The organism is Achromobacter sp. Root565 (assembly GCF_001427425.1).
GTDB classification, from domain to species: Bacteria; Pseudomonadota; Gammaproteobacteria; order Burkholderiales; family Burkholderiaceae_B; genus Achromobacter; species Achromobacter spanius_D.
The window spans coordinates 2,297,995-2,315,464 of record NZ_LMGO01000001.1; the positions used below are offsets into that span (position 1 = coordinate 2,297,995).

At 66.1% G+C, this 17,470-nt stretch carries 16 protein-coding genes; 9 read left to right on the top strand and 7 right to left on the bottom strand.

Annotated elements, in window-relative coordinates; all coding sequences use genetic code 11:
* Positions 1–26: 26 nt before the first annotated feature.
* Positions 27–1,745, bottom strand: coding sequence for a ShlB/FhaC/HecB family hemolysin secretion/activation protein (locus ASD71_RS10255; RefSeq protein WP_056562862.1), 1,719 nt, complete (start codon positions 1,743–1,745; stop codon positions 27–29).
* Positions 1,746–2,134: 389 nt separating this feature from the next.
* On the opposite strand from ASD71_RS10255, the gene ASD71_RS10260 reads away from it, so the two are divergent.
* The 7 genes from ASD71_RS10260 to ASD71_RS10290 all read left to right on the top strand — a co-directional run bounded on the left by ASD71_RS10260 (position 2,135) and on the right by ASD71_RS10290 (position 10,301).
* Positions 2,135–2,647: a winged helix DNA-binding protein gene (locus tag ASD71_RS10260; RefSeq protein ID WP_054415947.1), complete on the top strand. Its 513-nt coding sequence runs from the start codon at positions 2,135–2,137 to the stop codon at positions 2,645–2,647.
* A 9-nt stretch (positions 2,648–2,656) separates the two neighbouring features.
* Positions 2,657–4,510, top strand: coding sequence for a dipeptide ABC transporter ATP-binding protein (locus ASD71_RS10265; RefSeq protein WP_056562865.1), 1,854 nt, complete (start codon positions 2,657–2,659; stop codon positions 4,508–4,510).
* Positions 4,511–4,560: 50 nt separating this feature from the next.
* Entirely contained in the window at positions 4,561–6,087 is a 1,527-nt protein-coding gene (locus ASD71_RS10270; protein WP_056562868.1) for an ABC transporter substrate-binding protein, read from the top strand.
* Between the two features lie 164 nt (positions 6,088–6,251).
* The gene (locus ASD71_RS10275; RefSeq protein ID WP_056562871.1) at positions 6,252–7,175 is read left to right on the top strand and encodes an ABC transporter permease; all 924 of its coding nucleotides are present in this window, start codon (positions 6,252–6,254) and stop codon (positions 7,173–7,175) included.
* Positions 7,176–7,180: 5 nt separating this feature from the next.
* Positions 7,181–8,047, top strand: coding sequence for an ABC transporter permease (locus ASD71_RS10280; RefSeq protein ID WP_056566737.1), 867 nt, complete (start codon positions 7,181–7,183; stop codon positions 8,045–8,047).
* Positions 8,048–8,087: 40 nt separating this feature from the next.
* On the top strand, positions 8,088–9,827 hold the full coding sequence (locus ASD71_RS10285; protein WP_056562874.1) for a peptidase M14: 1,740 nt from the start codon (positions 8,088–8,090) through the stop codon (positions 9,825–9,827).
* Positions 9,828–9,863: 36 nt separating this feature from the next.
* Positions 9,864–10,301 carry an acetyltransferase gene (locus tag ASD71_RS10290; protein WP_056562877.1) on the top strand — a complete coding sequence of 146 codons (438 nt, stop codon included), beginning with the start codon at positions 9,864–9,866 and terminating at the stop codon, positions 10,299–10,301.
* Positions 10,302–10,311: 10 nt separating this feature from the next.
* On the opposite strand, the gene ASD71_RS10295 is transcribed toward ASD71_RS10290, so the two are convergent.
* The 6 genes from ASD71_RS10295 to ASD71_RS10320 all read right to left on the bottom strand — a co-directional run bounded on the left by ASD71_RS10295 (position 10,312) and on the right by ASD71_RS10320 (position 15,362).
* Positions 10,312–10,509: an oxidoreductase-like domain-containing protein gene (locus tag ASD71_RS10295; RefSeq protein ID WP_056562880.1), complete on the bottom strand. Its 198-nt coding sequence runs from the start codon at positions 10,507–10,509 to the stop codon at positions 10,312–10,314.
* 47 nt (positions 10,510–10,556) lie between these two features.
* A complete protein-coding gene (locus ASD71_RS10300) occupies positions 10,557–11,135 on the bottom strand; it encodes a GNAT family N-acetyltransferase (RefSeq protein WP_369818949.1) in 579 nt (192 codons plus the stop codon).
* A gap of 87 nt (positions 11,136–11,222) precedes the next feature.
* Positions 11,223–12,758 carry a lytic murein transglycosylase gene (locus ASD71_RS10305; RefSeq protein WP_056562883.1) on the bottom strand — a complete coding sequence of 512 codons (1,536 nt, stop codon included), beginning with the start codon at positions 12,756–12,758 and terminating at the stop codon, positions 11,223–11,225.
* A gap of 91 nt (positions 12,759–12,849) precedes the next feature.
* The gene (locus tag ASD71_RS10310) at positions 12,850–14,208 is read right to left on the bottom strand and encodes an MATE family efflux transporter (RefSeq protein ID WP_056562886.1); all 1,359 of its coding nucleotides are present in this window, start codon (positions 14,206–14,208) and stop codon (positions 12,850–12,852) included.
* A 37-nt stretch (positions 14,209–14,245) separates the two neighbouring features.
* Positions 14,246–14,611 carry a hypothetical protein gene (locus ASD71_RS10315; RefSeq protein ID WP_056562889.1) on the bottom strand — a complete coding sequence of 122 codons (366 nt, stop codon included), beginning with the start codon at positions 14,609–14,611 and terminating at the stop codon, positions 14,246–14,248.
* Between the two features lie 37 nt (positions 14,612–14,648).
* A complete protein-coding gene (locus tag ASD71_RS10320) occupies positions 14,649–15,362 on the bottom strand; it encodes a hypothetical protein (protein WP_056562892.1) in 714 nt (237 codons plus the stop codon).
* A 124-nt stretch (positions 15,363–15,486) separates the two neighbouring features.
* Between ASD71_RS10320 and ASD71_RS10325 the strand changes: the two genes are divergently transcribed.
* Positions 15,487–16,422: a LysR family transcriptional regulator gene (locus tag ASD71_RS10325; RefSeq protein ID WP_056562894.1), complete on the top strand. Its 936-nt coding sequence runs from the start codon at positions 15,487–15,489 to the stop codon at positions 16,420–16,422.
* Between the two features lie 48 nt (positions 16,423–16,470).
* The gene (locus ASD71_RS10330) at positions 16,471–17,421 is read left to right on the top strand and encodes an adenosine deaminase (RefSeq protein WP_056562898.1); all 951 of its coding nucleotides are present in this window, start codon (positions 16,471–16,473) and stop codon (positions 17,419–17,421) included.
* Positions 17,422–17,470 lie beyond the last annotated feature (49 nt).

The following is a 17,470-nucleotide window of genomic DNA, read 5'->3' on the forward strand; positions in this document are numbered from 1 at the left end:
TGCGCACCTGACGGGGAACAGCGGATTTAGAACTCGAACATCACGGCCATCGCGAAGACGGTCGATGCGGTTTTGAGCGATTCGGGCTTTTTGAGCGGCCAGCCGGCGGAAAGGTCGTAGCTGGCGTTGACATACGGGATCGACAGGCGGCCTCGCATTCCTGCGACGGCGCCGACCAGCGTGCGGCCGGACAGATACGCGGCGGACGGGCCGCCCACGCGGCCGACATCGATGCCGGTGTAGAGCTGCTGGCCGGGAAGACCGGTCAGGGCGTCCAGGTTGAATGACAGGTCGTTGCGCAGCGTCCAGCCATCTTCGGCGGCGAGCGTCATCTGGCCGTCGAAGCCGCGCACGGCGTAGCGGTTTCCGATCGTGAAGTAGTCGGCGGGCACGACGGCTGTCTTGGCGTGCTGGATCTGCCAGTTGGCCTGATAGGCAAACGATTGTTCGGCGATCTGGAACGGCAGGTACAGCCCCGCATTGGCGGTGACGATGGTGCTGCGCCCGTTCCAGTCGGGATCGCCGTAGACGTAGCCAGGCTGATCGGAGAACTGCGGCAGCGTGCCGCGAACGCCGCCGCCGATGTCGAGGACCGCGCGGCCGACGTAGTGGCGGTGCCCGTAGCCGATTTCGTAGCCGGTGACGTCGCGGCGCTGAACGTCGATGGCCACGTCGTTCAGGGTGCTGTCGGTGCGCTTGCGCAGCATGGTGAACGACAGGTTGCCCTTGTAGGCGGTGCCGCGGTACGGCACGACCGATACGCCCGCCTGGATCTGCTTGGTGGTGCCGCCGTAGACGATGGGCTCGTCGAAGCCGGCGACTGTCTGGCGGTAAGTGGATTTGCTGGCGCCCGCGAAGACGGTCCAGTAACCAAACGGCAGGCTGTAATTGATGGACGCGGCGCGCGTGTTGGAGTCGGCGTCGCGCCAATGCGCGTTGCTGTTCCACGAGACCGACAACTGGTCGTACAGGAAGACCGGGGAATCCAGCGTCAGGCCGGCGTTGATCTGGTATTTGCCGACCGTGTCCATGCCGCCGTTGTCGCCGCCCAGATAGCCGTGCCAGCGCTTGCCGGTGCCGGGCTTGATGAGGATGTCGGAGTCGCCCAGTTCGGGGCCCGGCGCGATATCGATGGCGGCGTCGGCCTGGCTGCCCAGACGGCGGATGTTCTCGAGCGCCTGGTCCAGGTCGCGCTGATTCAGTTCGCCGCCCGGTCCGGTGGGCAGCGCCGTGCGCCACCACCCGATGCCATCCTGGCTTTGAACGGCGGAAATGCGGCCCGGCAGGTAACGCAGCGTCAATGTCCCGGCCGCAAGCGACTGCTCGGGCACGACGACGCGCGCGGTGACCAGACCGTCGTCGATCAGCAAGCCGATCAGATGTTCCTGCAGCGCGCGCAGCCCGCGGCCGCCCACGCATTCCCCGAGCACCACGGCGGTGGCGCGCGAAAGGAGTTCCGGCGGCTCGGCGCCCTCCCAGATCACTTCCCGCAGCACGAAGCAGGGCGTTTCGGCCGGCAGCGCGAACCCTCGCTTGGAATCCGCGGATGGCGCTGACAGCACATCGGGACGCTCCGCCGCCCGGGCGCGCTGGGCGTCGATCTCCTGCTCCTGCCGGCGCTGGATTTCGGTTGCGCGCTGCGCGGCTTCGGACGCCGGTTGCGCCCACGCCGAACTGATGCCCGCCCCGGCGCCAAGCGCCGCCCAAATCAACCATGCTCCGTGAAAGTGATGCGATCCGCTCATACGCCTGGACGCTTACGGCCAGCCGCCGTGCGTCGTCTCCCTTTGATCGATTGGGGGGTGATTTTGCCGTTCAATACTATTTATTACAATATATATCTATTGCTTCTTTACTAAATTCGTGCGCTTTGCGGCATGTTGTTGTTCTTTTGAATCGCATTGCCGTCTTTTATTGATATTTCTTAAGGACGGAATTTGGGTTCGTAATAAATGGACTTCGATCAGGCGCCCCCGCAATTGCATCAGCCGCATTTGTAAAACGCAGGCCGGGCGGCACAAATCAGATAACTCTGAAAACATGGCCCGGGTTATCCCGGATGCCGGCATATCTACAAATCGTCAATAATTCGCCAACGTTTTGTCGCCGATCCGTCCCCTTGCCTGACTCACCCATGCCTGTATCCGTCCGGGACGCCATCGTTTCGTCTTCCCACCTCGCCTCGTCCGCCCCTGAGCTGTCCGAGGTCGAGTTCGGCCTGATCATCGCGTCGCATGCGTTCAATCGCTGGATGGTGCGTTGCATGGCCTGCGCGGGACTGCCCGAACTGACGTCGCTGGACATCCTGGTGCTCAACCATGTGTTCCATCGGGGCCGGGGCAAGAAACTGGCGGACATCTGCTTCACCCTGAATGTCGAAGACACCCACCTGGTGAACTATTCGCTCAAGAAGCTAGAGCGCCTGGGCGTCGTTCAAAGCGCCAAGACCGGCAAGGAAGTGATCTACACCACCACCGACGCCGGCGCGGCCGCGATCCAGCGCTACGCCGAAGTGCGCGAGCAGTGCCTCGTCAAGCCGTTCATCGACTCCCCCGCCGCGGACGACGCCAGCCATCAGTTGGCCAACACCCTGCGCGCCCTCTCGGGCCTGTACGACCAGGCCGCCCGCGCCGCCACCTCGCTGTGAGAATCCACGTTGTCTAGCACCACCGCTTCTTCTTCCGCCCCGCTGCTGTCCGTGCGCGGCGTCTCGGTCGACTTCAATACCGACACCGGCGGATTTCGCGCCGTCGACAACCTGGATTTCGACGTGCGGCCCGGCCGCACGCTGGCGATCGTGGGCGAATCCGGATCTGGCAAGTCCGTCACGTCGATGGCGATCATGCGCCTGACCGACTACAGCGGCGGACGCATTTCGACCGGGCAGATCCTGTTCCGTGATGGCGACGATCGCGAAGTGGATCTGACGCAGGCCAGCGACGAACAGATGCGCGCGATCCGCGGTAACGACATCGCAATGATCTTTCAGGAGCCGATGACGTCGCTGAACCCGGTGTTCACGATCGGCGACCAGATCGTCGAAGCCATCATGCTGCACCAGCAGCTGTCGCGCTCGGCGGCGCGCCAGTCGGCGCGCAAGCTGCTGGAAAAGGTGCGCCTGCCGGACGCCGAACAACTGCTGGACCGCTATCCGCACCAGTTGTCGGGCGGCATGCGCCAGCGCGTGATGATCGCGATGGCGCTGTCGTGCCAGCCGCGGCTGTTGATTGCCGACGAGCCGACGACGGCGCTGGACGTCACCATCCAGGCGCAGATCCTGAACACCATCCGCGAGCTGCAGCGTGACCTGGGCACAGCCGTGATCTTCATCACCCACGACATGGGCGTGGTGGCCGAGATGGCCGACGACGTGGTCGTCATGCTGCGCGGAAAAAAGGTTGAGCAAGGCACCGTGGAAGAGATCTTCAACGCGCCCAAGCATCCCTATACGCGTGCGCTGCTGGCCGCCGTGCCGCGGCTGGGCAGCCTGACCGGCCGCGACCTGCCGCTGCGCACACCGCAGACGGTGCTGGAAGGCGACACGCTGCGCGAAGTGGGCGAGACCCGCGAGCAGGACACGGCCACCTACGATGAGGCCGTGTTGCGCGTGGACAAACTGACCACGCGCTTTGACGTGGGCCACAACCTGTTTGGACGCGTCACGCATCGCGTACATGCGGTGGAGCAGGTCAGCTTTGACGTCTACCCCGGCGAGACGCTGGCGCTGGTGGGCGAATCGGGCAGCGGCAAGTCCACCATCGGCAAGACCCTGCAGCAGTTGGTGGCGCCGACTTCCGGTGCGGTGCGCTACAACGGGCAGGACATTTTCTCGATGGACAGCGCGGGCCGGCAGCGCCTGCGCCAGGAAATCCAGTACATCTTCCAGGATCCGTATGCGTCGCTGGATCCGCGCAAGACCGTGGCATTCAGCATCGCCGAACCGATCCGCACGCACGGCCTGCTGACGGGTGAAGACGCCATCGCGCGCCGCGTGGGCGAGCTGCTGGAGCAGGTGGGCTTGAAGCCCGAGCACGCCACGCGCTATCCGCACGAATTCTCGGGCGGCCAGCGCCAGCGGGTGTGCATCGCGCGCGCGCTGGCCAGCAATCCAAAATTGATCATCGCGGACGAATCCGTGTCGGCGCTGGATGTGTCGATCCAGGCGCAGATCCTGAACCTGCTGATGGACCTGCAGAAGGACCGCGGGCTGTCGTATCTGTTCATCACGCACGACATGGCGGTGGTGGAAAAGGTCAGCCACCGCGTCGCGGTGCTGTACCTGGGCCAAATCGTCGAACTGGGCACGCGCCGCCAGATCTTCGAATCCCCGCAGCATGCCTACACCCGCAAGCTGCTCGCGGCGGTGCCGGTGGCCGAGCCCGGCCGCCACATCGACACGTCCCTGATCGAGGGCGAGATCCCCAGCCCGGTGCGCCGGGTCGGCGACGAGCCCGCCATCGTTCCCCTCATCGAATTCGCGCCCGGCCACCAGGTCGCCCGCGCTGCCTGAACCTCTTTCATCCGTCGGTCCGACCCGATTTCCCGTCCCTGGAGGCGACCATGCAATTCCTACGCACCACCTTTACCGCCACCGCGCTGACCTTGGCCCTCGCCGCCGCGCTGCCCGTTTCGACGGCGCACGCCGCCGGCACGCTGAACGTGGCCATCAACCAGGATCCGGGAAGCTGGGATCCGATCGACACGTTCGTGACCTTCTGGGGCTCGGTCGGCAGCAACCTGTACGACGGCCTGACCATGCGCGGCGCGGACCTGAAGCTGCAGCCGGGCCTTGCCACCAGCTGGGAATATCTGGACGAGAACAAGCGCCTGCGCTTCAAGCTGCGTGAGGGCGTCAAGTTCCATAACGGCGAGCCCTTCAACGCCGAAGCCGTCAAGTTCACCTTCGAGCGCCTGCTGGGCGCGGAAGGCGCGAAGGGCCCGCAGAAGTCGAACTACGACTCGATCGGCGAGGTCAAGGTCGTGGACGAGTACACGGTGGACTTCATCCTGAAGCAGCCGGACCCGGTGCTGTTGACCAAGCTGGCGGGCTACGGCGCGATGATCGTGCCGCCCAAGTACATCACTGAGAAGGGTGAAGACAACTTCAACACGCACCCGGTCGGCACGGGCCCGTTCAAGTTCGACAGCTACCAACCCAAGGTCAACGTGACGCTCGCGCGCAACGACGACTACTGGGGCGGCAAGCCGAAGCTGGACAAGGTCGTGTATCGCTTTATCGGCGAACCCGGCACGCAGGTGGCCGAGCTGCAGGCCGGCCGCATCGACATCGCCACGCTGATCCCGCTGGGCCTGATCGAGACGGTGAAGAAGTCCGGCAATGCCGACGTGATCTCCACGGGCGGCCCGGTGGCCTTCGCGCTGCGCTACAACACCAAGAACGGCATCACGCAGCACCGCGATGTGCGCCGCGCGCTGATCATGGCGGTTGATCGCGATGCCATCGTCAAGCAACTGCTGTTGGGCCAGGCCAAGACCATCGCCAGCTTCCAGGGCCCGCAGTCGTTCGGCTTCAACCCCGAGCAAAAGCCCCTGCCCTTCAACCCCGCCGAAGCCAAGAAGCTGCTGGCTGCCGCCGGCGTGAAGCCGGGCGCCACCGTGCAGATCGACGTGCGCGGCAGCGATTCGAACTTCCGCGAAGTGGCGCAGGCCGTTTCCGGTTACCTGCAGGGCGTGGGCGTGCGCGCCACCATCAAGCCGTATGAAACCGGTGTGCTGCTCAACGACATCATCCCCGGCGGCAAGACCGGCGAAATGTGGCAGAACCAGTGGGGCGGCTGGACGTACGACTACGACAACACCGCGTACCTGATGTACCACTCGGGCCAGAAGTGGAATCCGTACGACAACGATCCCAAGCTGAACGCCATGCTGGAAGCGCAGCGCACGGTCTATGACGTGAAGAAGCGCGAAGGGATGCTGCAGGAGATCGCCGCGTACGTGGCCGATCAGGCGCTGGAATTGCCGCTGTACAGCCTGAACACGATCGTGGGCGTGAACAAACGCGTGAAGAACCTGGAGGTCCCGGGCGACATCCGCTTCCGTTTCGTTGACACCGCCATAGAGTAAGTCCCCCCCGAGCGCTTCGCGCTTCCCCCAGGGGCATGCCTGCGGACCGGCAGAGCCCGGATCCGCGGCATCCCGCTGGGATCGTTTTCTTATGAAGCAGTGGCGATGCTTGTTGCTGTCTTAACATTACTGACCCGCCACGGTGCAAGCCGGGGCGGCGCCTTATGACCGGATTTCTCATCAAACGCGTGTTGCAGGCCGTCTTCGTGATCGTGGCCGTGACGCTGCTTGTCTCTTATGCCGTGCGCTTGACCGGCGACCCCGCGCTGATGCTCAGCCAGGGCTCGGGCAGCGTGACTGAACAGGACCTGGCCAACATCCGGCAGGCGCTCGGGTTGAACCGGCCGTTCCACGAGCAGTACCTGTCGTACATGCAGGGCTTGTTGCATGGCGATTTTGGGCGCAGCTTCATGGGCGGCACGCCGGTCGCCAAGCTGATCGGCGATGCGCTGCCCGCGACGCTGATGCTGGCGTTCACGTCGCTGATTGTTTCCATCCTGATTTCGCTGCCGCTGGGCATCCAGGCGGCGATCAAGCGCGGCAAGGCGACCGACCAGGCCATCCGCATTTTGTCGCTGGTGGGCCTGTCTTTCCCCAACTTCTGGCTGGCGCTGATGCTGGTGCTGCTGCTGTCGATCACCTTCCCGCTGCTGCCGCCGTCCGGCTGGAGCGGGCCGGCCAGCCTGGTGCTGCCGTCGCTGACCATGGCGATCATTCTCAGCGCCACCAACATCCGGCTGGTGCGCACGACGATGCTGGAGACGCTGTCCGCGCAATACATCATGGTGGCGCGCAGCAAGGGCCTGAAAGAGCGCATCGTGCTGTACAAGCATGCGCTGCGCAATTGCGCCATTCCGCTGATCACGTACCTGGGCCTGCAATTTGGCGGCCTGATCGGCGGCATCGTGGTGATCGAGATGGTCTTCAACTGGCCGGGCCTGGGCACGTTGGCCTTCGACGCCATTTCCGGCCGCGACTATCCGGTTCTGCAAGGCACGGTCACCGTGCTGGCCACCGTCATCGTCCTGGTCAACCTGATCGTCGACATCGCCTACGGCATCGTCGATCCCCGTATCCGCACGCGTTGAGCATCATGCAGACAACCACTTCCCCCGCCACCCCGAAGGCCATGAAGCCGCGCAGCCGCTATCGCTCGCTGGAATTCGTGCTGGGCGCGCTTTTGACCGGCGTCATGGTCCTGCTCGTGCTGACTTCCGGCTGGCTGTTTCCGGACGGCGGCGAATCCATGGACCTGGCCGCCCGCCTGATGGCGCCGTTCTCGTCGGCCGCCCATCCCTTCGGTACTGATCCGCTAGGCCGCGACGTGCTGGCGCGCGTGATCGTCGGCGGCAAGATCTCGCTGCTGGTGGGCTTTGCCTCGGTGCTGGGCGGCGCGCTGCTGGGCATCGTCATGGGTCTTATCGCCGGGTACTACCGCGGCTTCTGGGACATGATCGTGATGCGTTTTGCCGACGTGCAACTGGCGCTGCCCTTCATCCTGGTGGCGATCACGTTCATCGCCATCCTGGGCGGCGGGCTGTTCAATGTCATTTTCTTCATGATCGTGTCGCAATGGGTGCAGTACGCTCGCCTGGTGCGGGCTCAGGTGCTGGCCCTGCGCGAGCGCGAGTTCGTGCTGGCCGCGCGCGCTTTCGGCGTGCGCGACCTGGCGATGATCCGCCATCACATCGTCCCCAACCTGCTGGGTCCGCTGGTGATCCTGATGACGCTGAACGTGGCCAACAACATCCTGCTGGAAAGCAGCCTGACCTTTCTGGGCCTGGGCGTGGACCCCATGATCCCGAGCTGGGGCGGTATGCTTGCCGACGGCCGCACGTACATGCAGACGGCCTGGTGGGTCAGCGTCTTTCCTGGCCTGGCCATCATGCTGACGGTGCTGGGCCTGAACCTGCTGGGCGACTGGCTGCGCGACCGCCTGGATCCGACCGGCAAGGTCTGAAGAATCGATCCGAGCCCACGGGCCGGAAGGAATGTTGAGTATGTCGTTGCTGGACAAGAGTTTCGATCGCACGCTGGACGCCTGGACGCACGCCTACATGGCGCCGGCCTGGCGCGGCGCGGTCGTGGAAGGCTGGGTGTTCGAGAGCGTGGAGGCCCGGCGCGCCGCGCAGGCCCGGCTGGAGCAGGCCGGCGTGACGGCGCGCTTTCGCAGCGCCTACAAGCCGCTCGTGCACTTTTTCCTTGAAGAAGTCGAGGCCGACGGGCTGGTCTCGGCCGAGATCCGCTATCCGCTGCACGAACACGCGCAGGCCAAGCGCTTCACGCTGGAGGCCTATCCGCTCGTGGCGTTGCTGAAAGACGTGCACGTGACGATGCTGCCCGGGGTCGCCGACCTGCACTACGACGTGCGGCTGGCATATGCCGATGGCCGCACCATCGACACTCGCGTGTTTGCGCCGAACCAGCTTGGACACGCGCCGGACGGCACGCCGGAGCTATCGCCCACCGGCTGGCTGCGCGTCGTGGACGCCAGCGGCGCGGTGCAGACCGATGCCGCGCAAGCCACCGAGTACCAGCTTCTGTTTCGCGCCATCATGGACACCGTGCGCAGCCACACCTGGGGCGCGCACGAGCCGTATTTCGACCGGCTGGAAATTCGCGTGGACCTGCCCGGCATCGACTTCGCGCTGCCCGTGGACGAGGAAATCGTCAGCACGTTCGAGGCGTTGCACGAGGACATCTATTTCTCGCTGCTGGAGCACTTCCAGCAGCACTCCGGCCGCCCGTCCGGCGACCGGGGCCTGCAACCCGGCCAGATCATTCCCGACATCCGCCGCCACGATGGCGCGCCGCGCGTGCAGATCTCGGTGGAACCCTTCGCGCCGGTCGCACCCGTGACGCCGGCGACGCCCGCCGGTCCGCTGGCGCAGGCCCGCGAACCGTTGCCGGCCGCGCAGATTGCCGGCTGCATGGCGGCCTTGGGCGGCGACACCTTTCAGGCCGTTTCGCGCCAGGGCCGTCCGGTGTTGGGCACCTATGTGCGCGGCCCCGGACCGGCCGTTTTCATTTCTGGTGCGCAGCATGCCAACGAGACCTCTGGTGTCGTGGGCGCCCTGCGCGCGGCCGAGGCGCTGGCCGCCCGAGGCGATGCGCATTTCGCATTGATCGCATCCGAGAATCCGGACGGCTATGCGCTCTTTAACCGGCTGCGCGAGCAGCATCCGCGCCACATGCTGCACGCGTCGCGCTACAGCGCGCTGGGCGACGACATCGCGTACCGCGAACACGCGCCGTTCTTCGAACGTGAAGGCCGGCACCAGGCGCATGCGATCAGCGGCGCGCAACTGCATATCAACCTGCACGGCTATCCGGCCCACGAATGGACGCGCCCGCTGTCGGGCTACCTGCCGCGCCACTTCGAGCTGTGGACCATACCCAAGGGCTTCTTCCTGGTCCTGCGCCATCATCCGGGTTGGGCGGACCGCGCACGGCGTCTGATCGAAGGCGTCACCGCGCGGCTCGCCAGCAACGTGCCGGGACTGGTGGAATTCAACGCGCGGCAGCTGGAACGCTTTCATGCGCACGCGCTCGAAAAAGGTTTTGACGTGCTCAACGGCATCCCCGTGCAGATCACGGAGACCGACCGCGAGGAACTGCCCATGGCGCTGATTTCGGAGTTTCCGGATGAAACGGTCTACGGAGACCGATTTGTTTTCGCGCATACTGTGCAGATGGAAACTGTCCTGGCGGCCACGGATCTGTATCGCGCTGGGCTTTAGCGGCTTACCGGTGTCTGACACCCAAGCAATAAGAAAATGAAAATCCGAGAACGCAACCACGGCGACGATCTGGCCCTGGTGGACATCTGGCTCCGTTCGGTGCGCGCCACACACACTTTTCTGACTGAAAAGGAAATCCAGGCCATGTACCCGCAGGTGCTGAACACGTACCTGCCATCCGTCAGGGTCTGGGTCTGTGAGGACGATGCCGGCGAAGTGGCCGGCTTCATGGGCCTGACCGGCAACAAGGTCGAGATGCTGTTCGTGGATGCCAACAAACGCGGCAAGGGGGCTGGCCGCCGCCTGCTGAATTTTGCGCGTTCGTTGCACGGCACGCTGCTGGTGGATGTGAACGAGCAGAATCCGCAGGCGCACGGCTTTTACAAGCACTATGGGTTTGAAGACGTGGGCCGCTCGGCCTACGACGACTCGGGGCGCCCCTTTCCCATTATCCACATGAAGCTCGCCGGCTGAACGACGGCGCTTACCGGCCGTCCGGCTCCTGCCGCGCGCGCCACGCCTTCAGGGCGTCGCGGTAGCGGTCCATCGCTTCGTCATACATGTCATAGACGCAGGGGATGCAGCCGCTGTTGCAGCATTCGTCCGGCGCGGGACGCTCGGGCGGAACAGGCGGCGGGTCGTCGTTGGACGCTGCGGCGGGACTCGGTTTCTTCGTGCTCATCGCGACATGTTAGCGCCGCGCGCCCCGCTCCAGCGCGGTGCACGTCCTCACACGCCTTCCCGTTTGCGCCAGTCCAGGCGGCGGATTTCGTAGTAGACCTTGGGCTCGGGCGTGTCGCCGGTCATGCCGACGTAGCGCAGCCCCGTCTTTTCCATGACGCGTTGCGAGGCCAGGTTTGAGCGCAGCGCCACGGCGCCCAGCACGTCCACGGGCAGCAGACGAAACCCCAAGCCGATCAGCGCGCGCGAAATCTCCGGCGCAAAGCCCTTGCCCCAGCAATCGGGATGCAATGCATAGGCCAATTCGACGCCCGCACGCCCTGGCGATGTCGACACTTTCAGGCCCGCGCGGCCGGCGGGCCGGCCCGTCTCGCGGTCTTCCAGCACATACATGCCGTACCCATGCTCGGTCCAGTGGACGATGTTCTGCGCCACATAGCGACGGCTGGCCGCCGCGTCGCGCGTGCCGCCCATGGACTGCATCAGATCTGCATTGGCGTGCATCTCGATCATGAAGGGCAGATGCGACTGGGACATCCGGCGCGCGCACAGGCGCGGGGTCTGGAAATCGTCGGGAAACTCGGCGGACGGCATGGCTGTGAGTGTGGTGGCGGACCTGCCGATCATACCGGCCGGCGCCGCCTTGCACACTCCAGCCTAACCCTCACCCGCGCCGCATTTCGGGGGGTGAGGTTGCCGCGATCGGCGCCTGACTTATTGCCCAGGATAGCCGCGCATGGCGACCGGCTGATCGGCCAGCAGCGCGTCCAGGATGCGCTTGCCCACACGACCGTCCTGCGGCAACTTCAGGCGCGCCTGCTCGGTCCGCACCGCATCGCGCGTCTTGCCGCCGGGGATGCCATCGGCCTCGCCGATGTCATGGCCGCGGCCATAGAGCTGCTTCTGCAGTTCCTTGATCTGCGCGCGCGACAGACCGGGATCGTCGGTCGGCCACGCCGTCACCAGCGCCGGGCCGCCTTGCAGGCGGTTCAGCAGCAGCGACACGGCCAGGCCGTAGCGGCGCGACTGGTTGTAGTGCAGGATGGCGTCGAAGTTCACCGTGGCCAGGAACACCGGTCCGCGCGCGCCGGTCGGCGCAAAAAGATACGCCTGCTGGTCGTTGCCCGACGGCAGCTTCAACACCGAGCCATCTCCTTGCTTTACACCAGCCTGCGCCCACTGGGCGATCGTGCGGCGGTCCTTGGATCCCACGTACTCGGCGTCGGGCTCGGGCGGAATCGCCGCGGCCAGCTCGGCCGGCACCCGCACTTCCACCACGGCGGGCAACCCATGCGTCCACTGTGCGCGCCGCTTGCGCAGGTGGTTCGCCGTGGAGGCCAGCGCGTCGGGCAGCGAGTTGTAAAGATCGATGCGGCCGTCGCCATCGCCGTCGGCGGCCAGTTCGTAGAACGAGGTCGGGATGAATTGCGTCATGCCGAACGCGCCGCTCCAGGACCCGACGAACTTGTCGGCTGGCACGGTGCCGTCGCGCAGGAGGCGCACGGACGCGTAGGCGTTCTTTTCCCAGAGTTGCTTGTTCTCGGTGCAGGCGCGCGTCAGCCAGGCATTGAGCACGTCGGTCTTGCCGACCTGACGGCCGTAGTTGGTTTCGATGCCGAAGATGGCGACCAGCGTCGCGGGATCAACCTGGTACTGCTGGCTGATGGCGCCAAGCTGCTTGCCGTATTGGGTCAGCACGGCCTTGCCGTCCTGCACGCGCTCGTCGTCGACCGTCTTGGCGATGTAATCCCACCAGCTTTCGCGGCCCTCGGGCTGGCCCTTGGCCGACGCCACAGTCGTGGGCAGCAGCGTGGCGTTGGCCGTGTACTTGTCCCAGTCGGCGACGGTCAGGCCGTTGGCCGTGGCGCCCTTGCGCAGCTTGTCGATGCAGGCCTTGGTGTCGAGTTCGGTTGGGACGATGACCGTCGGTGCGGCTGCGGTGGCTGCGGGCGCGGCGGGCGCAGCCGTGGCGGCAGGCGCGGCAGTGGCGGCGGGCGCCGGGGCAGGCGCGGCGGCCGGTGCCGCGGCGCCGGCCGCGGCCGGCGCCGCCGGGGCGGGCGTGTCGTCGAAACTGCGCTTGGGTTTGAGCGCGGGCTGCTGCTGTTCCGGCGCGGGCGTCTGGACGCGCGATCCGGTGGCCGATCCGGGCGACTGCGCCTGCGCGGCGCTGGCGGCAGCGGCGGTCAATGCCGCGGCCAGCAGCACGCGGGAAAGGCTGTCGATTCGAGGACGGGGGGAACTCTGGCGCATGGCTTTCCTGAAAAATCGAAGTCAGCCGGGATCGTACCGCGACCAGCCGCCGAAATCGAACGCGCCCCGCATTGATCGGCCAGTTCGCCTGCTAGGCCGCCGTGCCGTGCTGGAATCCCGCCGGTGGCGCGCGCAGCACGCGCCGGCACAGCCACATCGCAATCAGGCTGAAAATCGCAAAGCCGCCCATCTGGCCCAGCATCACGCCCTGGGGCCCGCCGAGGTGCGCACCCAGCCACACGAAGGGCACGGTGCCCACCGTCGCGCGCAGCCAGCCGATGGCGGTGGAATACGTGGCGTATCCCAGGTTGTTGAACACCGAGATCGCCACGAAGAACAGGCTGTTCAACGCCCACGCGAAGCTGCCGACGCGGCAGAAGAAAACGATCAGGTCGCGCCCGGGGCCGGTGACCCGGAAGACATCCGGCATCCACGGCGCCAGCACCGCCAGCACGATGGCCGCCGCGAACCCGTACAGCAGCGCCCAGCGCGTTGTGAGCGCCACGGTGGCCTTCACGCGGTCCCACTGGCCGGCGCCCAGGTTCTGGCCGAGAATCGGCCCGATGGCGCCGGGCAGCACGAAGAACAACGAATAGGCGAGCTGCAACAGCCGGTCAACCACCGTGGCGCCCGCCAGCACGCTGGGACCGAAGCTGGAATATGTGGACACGGTAAAGATGACCGATGCCGGCGTGGCCAGGGTGGTCAGCGCGGCGGGCAAGGCGATGTTGCCGATGGCGCGCAGGTGCTCGCGCAGTTCCCGCACCCGCGGCCAGGCCACCAGCCGGTGTTTGCGGAACACCAGCCAGCCGCCAAGCACGACCGTGGCCACGCGCCCTACTCCGCCGGCCCAGGCAATGCCCACCATGCCGCCGTCCAGCACGAAGATGACAATCGGGTCCAGCACGGCGACGGTGCCGGTCCCCGCCAGCAGTACCCACATGGACTGCCGCCCCTGGCCGGCTGCGCGCAGCAGGTTCGACAGCATCATTCCGACGCCCATGACCACCGCGAACGGCGTGGTGATGAGCACATACGACAGCAGATGCTCGCGGACATCTTCGGCCAAACCGATGGCCGCGGTAAACGGGCCGATCGCGGCCAGAAACACCGCGCCCGCCGCCACCGCGGCGGCGGCCATCAGGATCAGCGACGCCCCCGCAAGCGTCCGCGCCCGGGCAGCGTCCTGCGCTCCGAGCGCACGCGAGACCAACGCCGCTCCCCCCACCGTGACGCCGATGCAGATGGACGTGATGGTGAACTGCGTCATGGACCCGAAGCCCACGGCACCCAGCACGGCTTCGTCCTCGAGCGTGCCCAGGTACAGCAGCGACAGGAACTCGACGGCGAAGACGGCCAGCATGCTGGCCCAGCCGGTCAGGATCATCTCGAGCACGTGCCCGCCGAGCGGGCCGGTCACGAAGCGGGCGTGTTGCGCGGGTGCGTTCAAGGGGGCTGTTATTGCGTGGGCGGTTACCGCGCGAGGGTCATTGCGCGGCAGGCGGCGCTTCGCGCAATTGCGCCAGCCGTTGTGCCGCCAGTTCATCGCCTTGGGCTGCGGCGGCCTCGTACCAGCGCAGCGCCTCCTTCATGTCGAAGTTCTCCATGATGAGGCCCTGCATGTATTGGGCGCCCGGGTCGCCGCGCTGCGCCGCGGCCAGCATCGCGCGATCGGCCATGCCATCCTGGCGCGGCGACTCACCGTAGATGTAAGCCTCGCCGCCCTCGATGGTGCCGCCCATCTCGCGCAGCGACGGTGGGGTCTGCATGAAGAGCTGGCGCCAGAAGAGCGCCACGAGCACCACGAACAGCGCGAAAAAGAAGGTCCACGTGAAAAGCCGTTTAGCGGTCATATTTCTCTCGATGAAGGCAGGCGCGCGCCTGCGCAATTCAGGGAAGCTGGGTGGCGGGCGCAAACCAGTATTGGAACAAATCGCCGCTGTTGGTGTACCAGGGCAGCAGCATGCCGATGCTGTCGGATTCGCGTTGCACTGTCAGCAGCAGCCCGCCTGCGTCCTTGCGCAGGACGGCAACGTGGCGCCGCACGCCCATGGATTCATGCTGGCGCCAGTCATGCCGCACGCTGATCCATAGCCGGCCTTGCGTGCATCCGGCGGCCCGCCAGATGTCGTTGCCCGGGCGCAGGGATTCGCCGCCCTTGGCCGCCGAGCCGGCGCCGCCGTCGTGCAGGGCAAGCAGCGCGGCCTCGCGCGCACCTTGCCCATCACGCGTCTCGATCTGCCATCCGCGCGCATCCGCGACGAACGACACGGTCGAACCGGACGACGGCTTCCACGCCGGCAGCGTCGCATCGCGCATGCCCGGCAGATCCAAGGGGTACACGAGAAAGCCGCGCAGGTCTTCAAGCAGAAACGCATCGGCATCGCCCGCGCGGCGTTCGCCCTGGGCGCGATAGGTGCCGGCGAGGTCGGGACATTGCGCGGGATCCGAGGGCAGCAGGACCTGCGTGTTGTCCTTGAAGGACGGCCACGTCACGGCCACCTCGTCCACGCGCGACACGCTGCAGCCGGCAAGCGCCGATGCCAGCAGCGTGATCGCTGCCAAAGTGACAGCGCGCCCGCCGCCCCGCTCATTCAAAGTCAATGCTGCTCTCCCGGTGCAAGCCGAAGCCCTTGCAGGCGTCGAACTATATCCCGAATCCCGCCGCGCGTTGCCAAGCGACCGGCACGGGAGAATAATCGGCAAATCGCTCCCGCTCCCCTGCGCCATGACACCGTTCCGAGGCAAACTCCGCATCCGGCACCTGGAAATCGTGCTGACCGTCTCCGAATTGGGCAACCTGTCCAAGGCGGCGGCGCAATTGCACAGCACGCAGTCGGGCCTGTCCCGCGCCATCGCCGAAATCGAGGAGCTGGTGGGCGCGCGGCTGTTCGAGCGCACCGCGAAAGGCACGACCTGCACGCCGCTGGGCGACGCCATGTGCCGCCACGCGCGCCAATTGCTGACCGGCTTTCGCAAGGCCGAGGTCGACCTGGCCGCCGTCTCCCGCGGTGAAGAAGGCAGCCTGACCGTGGGCTGCTTTTCCATGTTCGCGGGCTGGCCGGTGGCGCAGGCCGCGCGCGACTACCGCGAGGCGCATCCGCGCATCACGCTCACCATCGAGATCGGCACACACGAACGGCTGATCGAGGACCTGGACGCCGGCGCCCTGGACGTGCTGATCAGCCGTTTCACGTCCACCGTGAATCCGGAGATCTACCGTTCGACCACCCTGCTGGAGGATCCGGTGGTGCTCGCCTGCGCCCCCCACCATCCGCTGACGCATCTGCCAGGGGCCACGCTGGCGGATTACGTCACTTATCCGTGGATCACCGCGCTGCCCGGCAGCCGCATCCGCGGCGAGCTGGAATTGTCCTTGCGCCAGGCCGGTCTGGCGATTCCGGATATGATCGGCGTCCTGTCGCTGGAATTCGGCCGCGAACTGCTGCTGGACGGACACTACCTGTGGATGCTGCCCGGCAGCGTCGCGGCCGTCCGGCAGGCGCGCGGCGAACTCGCCGTGCTGCCGGCCCGGCCCGCCCTGCGCAAGTCGCCGCTTGCCGCCATCTGGCGCCGCGACCGCCCCAGCACACGTCAGGCGCGCGCCTTCGCGGCCCAGCTCGAACGCACCATCCAGGCCGATGGCATTGCGCTGGCTGCATGAACCGCGCGCCGCATCCCGAACACGCACCTCATTCATACCGGAGCACCCATGTACGACTGGCTCAACGCATTGCCCAAGGCGGAATTGCACCTGCATCTGGAGGGCACGCTCGAGCCCGAGCTGCTCTTCAAACTGGCGCAGCGCAACGGCGTGGCGCTGCCCTGGCCCGATATCGACGCCCTGCGCGGCGCCTACAACTACAACAACCTCCAGGAATTCCTGGATCTGTATTACATGGGCGCGGATGTCCTGCGCACCGAGCAGGATTTCTACGACCTGACGTGGGCCTACCTGCTCAAATGCCACGAGCAGAACGTGGTGCACACCGAGCCCTTCTTCGACCCGCAAACCCACACCGACCGTGGCGTGCCGTTCGAGACCGTATTGAAAGGCATCAGCCAAGCGCTGGCCGACGGCCGCAAGCAGCTCGGCGTGACCAGCGGCCTGATTTTGAGCTTTCTGCGCCATCTGCCTGAAGAACAGGCAATGCGCACGCTGGAGCAGGCGCTGCCCTACCGGGACGCGTTCATCGCCGTGGGCCTGGACAGCAGCGAACAGGGCTTTCCGCCCCGTCTATTCCAACGGGTGTTCGACCGCGCGCGGGCCGAGGGCCTGCCCGCCGTGGCGCATGCGGGCGAAGAAGGCCCGCCCGAGTACATCTGGGAGGCGCTGGATCTGCTCAAGGTGCTGCGTATCGACCACGGTGTGCGTGCCGCCGAAGACCCCAAACTGATCGCGCGCCTGATCGACGAGCAGATTCCCCTGACAGTCTGTCCGCTGTCCAATACCCGGCTGCGCGTGTTCGATCACATGCGCGAGCACAATATCCTGTCGCTGCTGGACGCCGGCGTGAAGGTCACCGTCAATTCCGACGATCCCGCCTACTTCGGCGGCTATGTCACCGAAAACTTTCACGCCCTCTACGAGCACCTGGGCATGACGCGTGAACAGGCGCAGGCGCTGGCGGACAACAGCCTCGACGCACGCATTGCCAAGTAGCGGGGGCCGGATAGCTGGATCCGGATCGCCACGGTCCGGATAGCCCCAT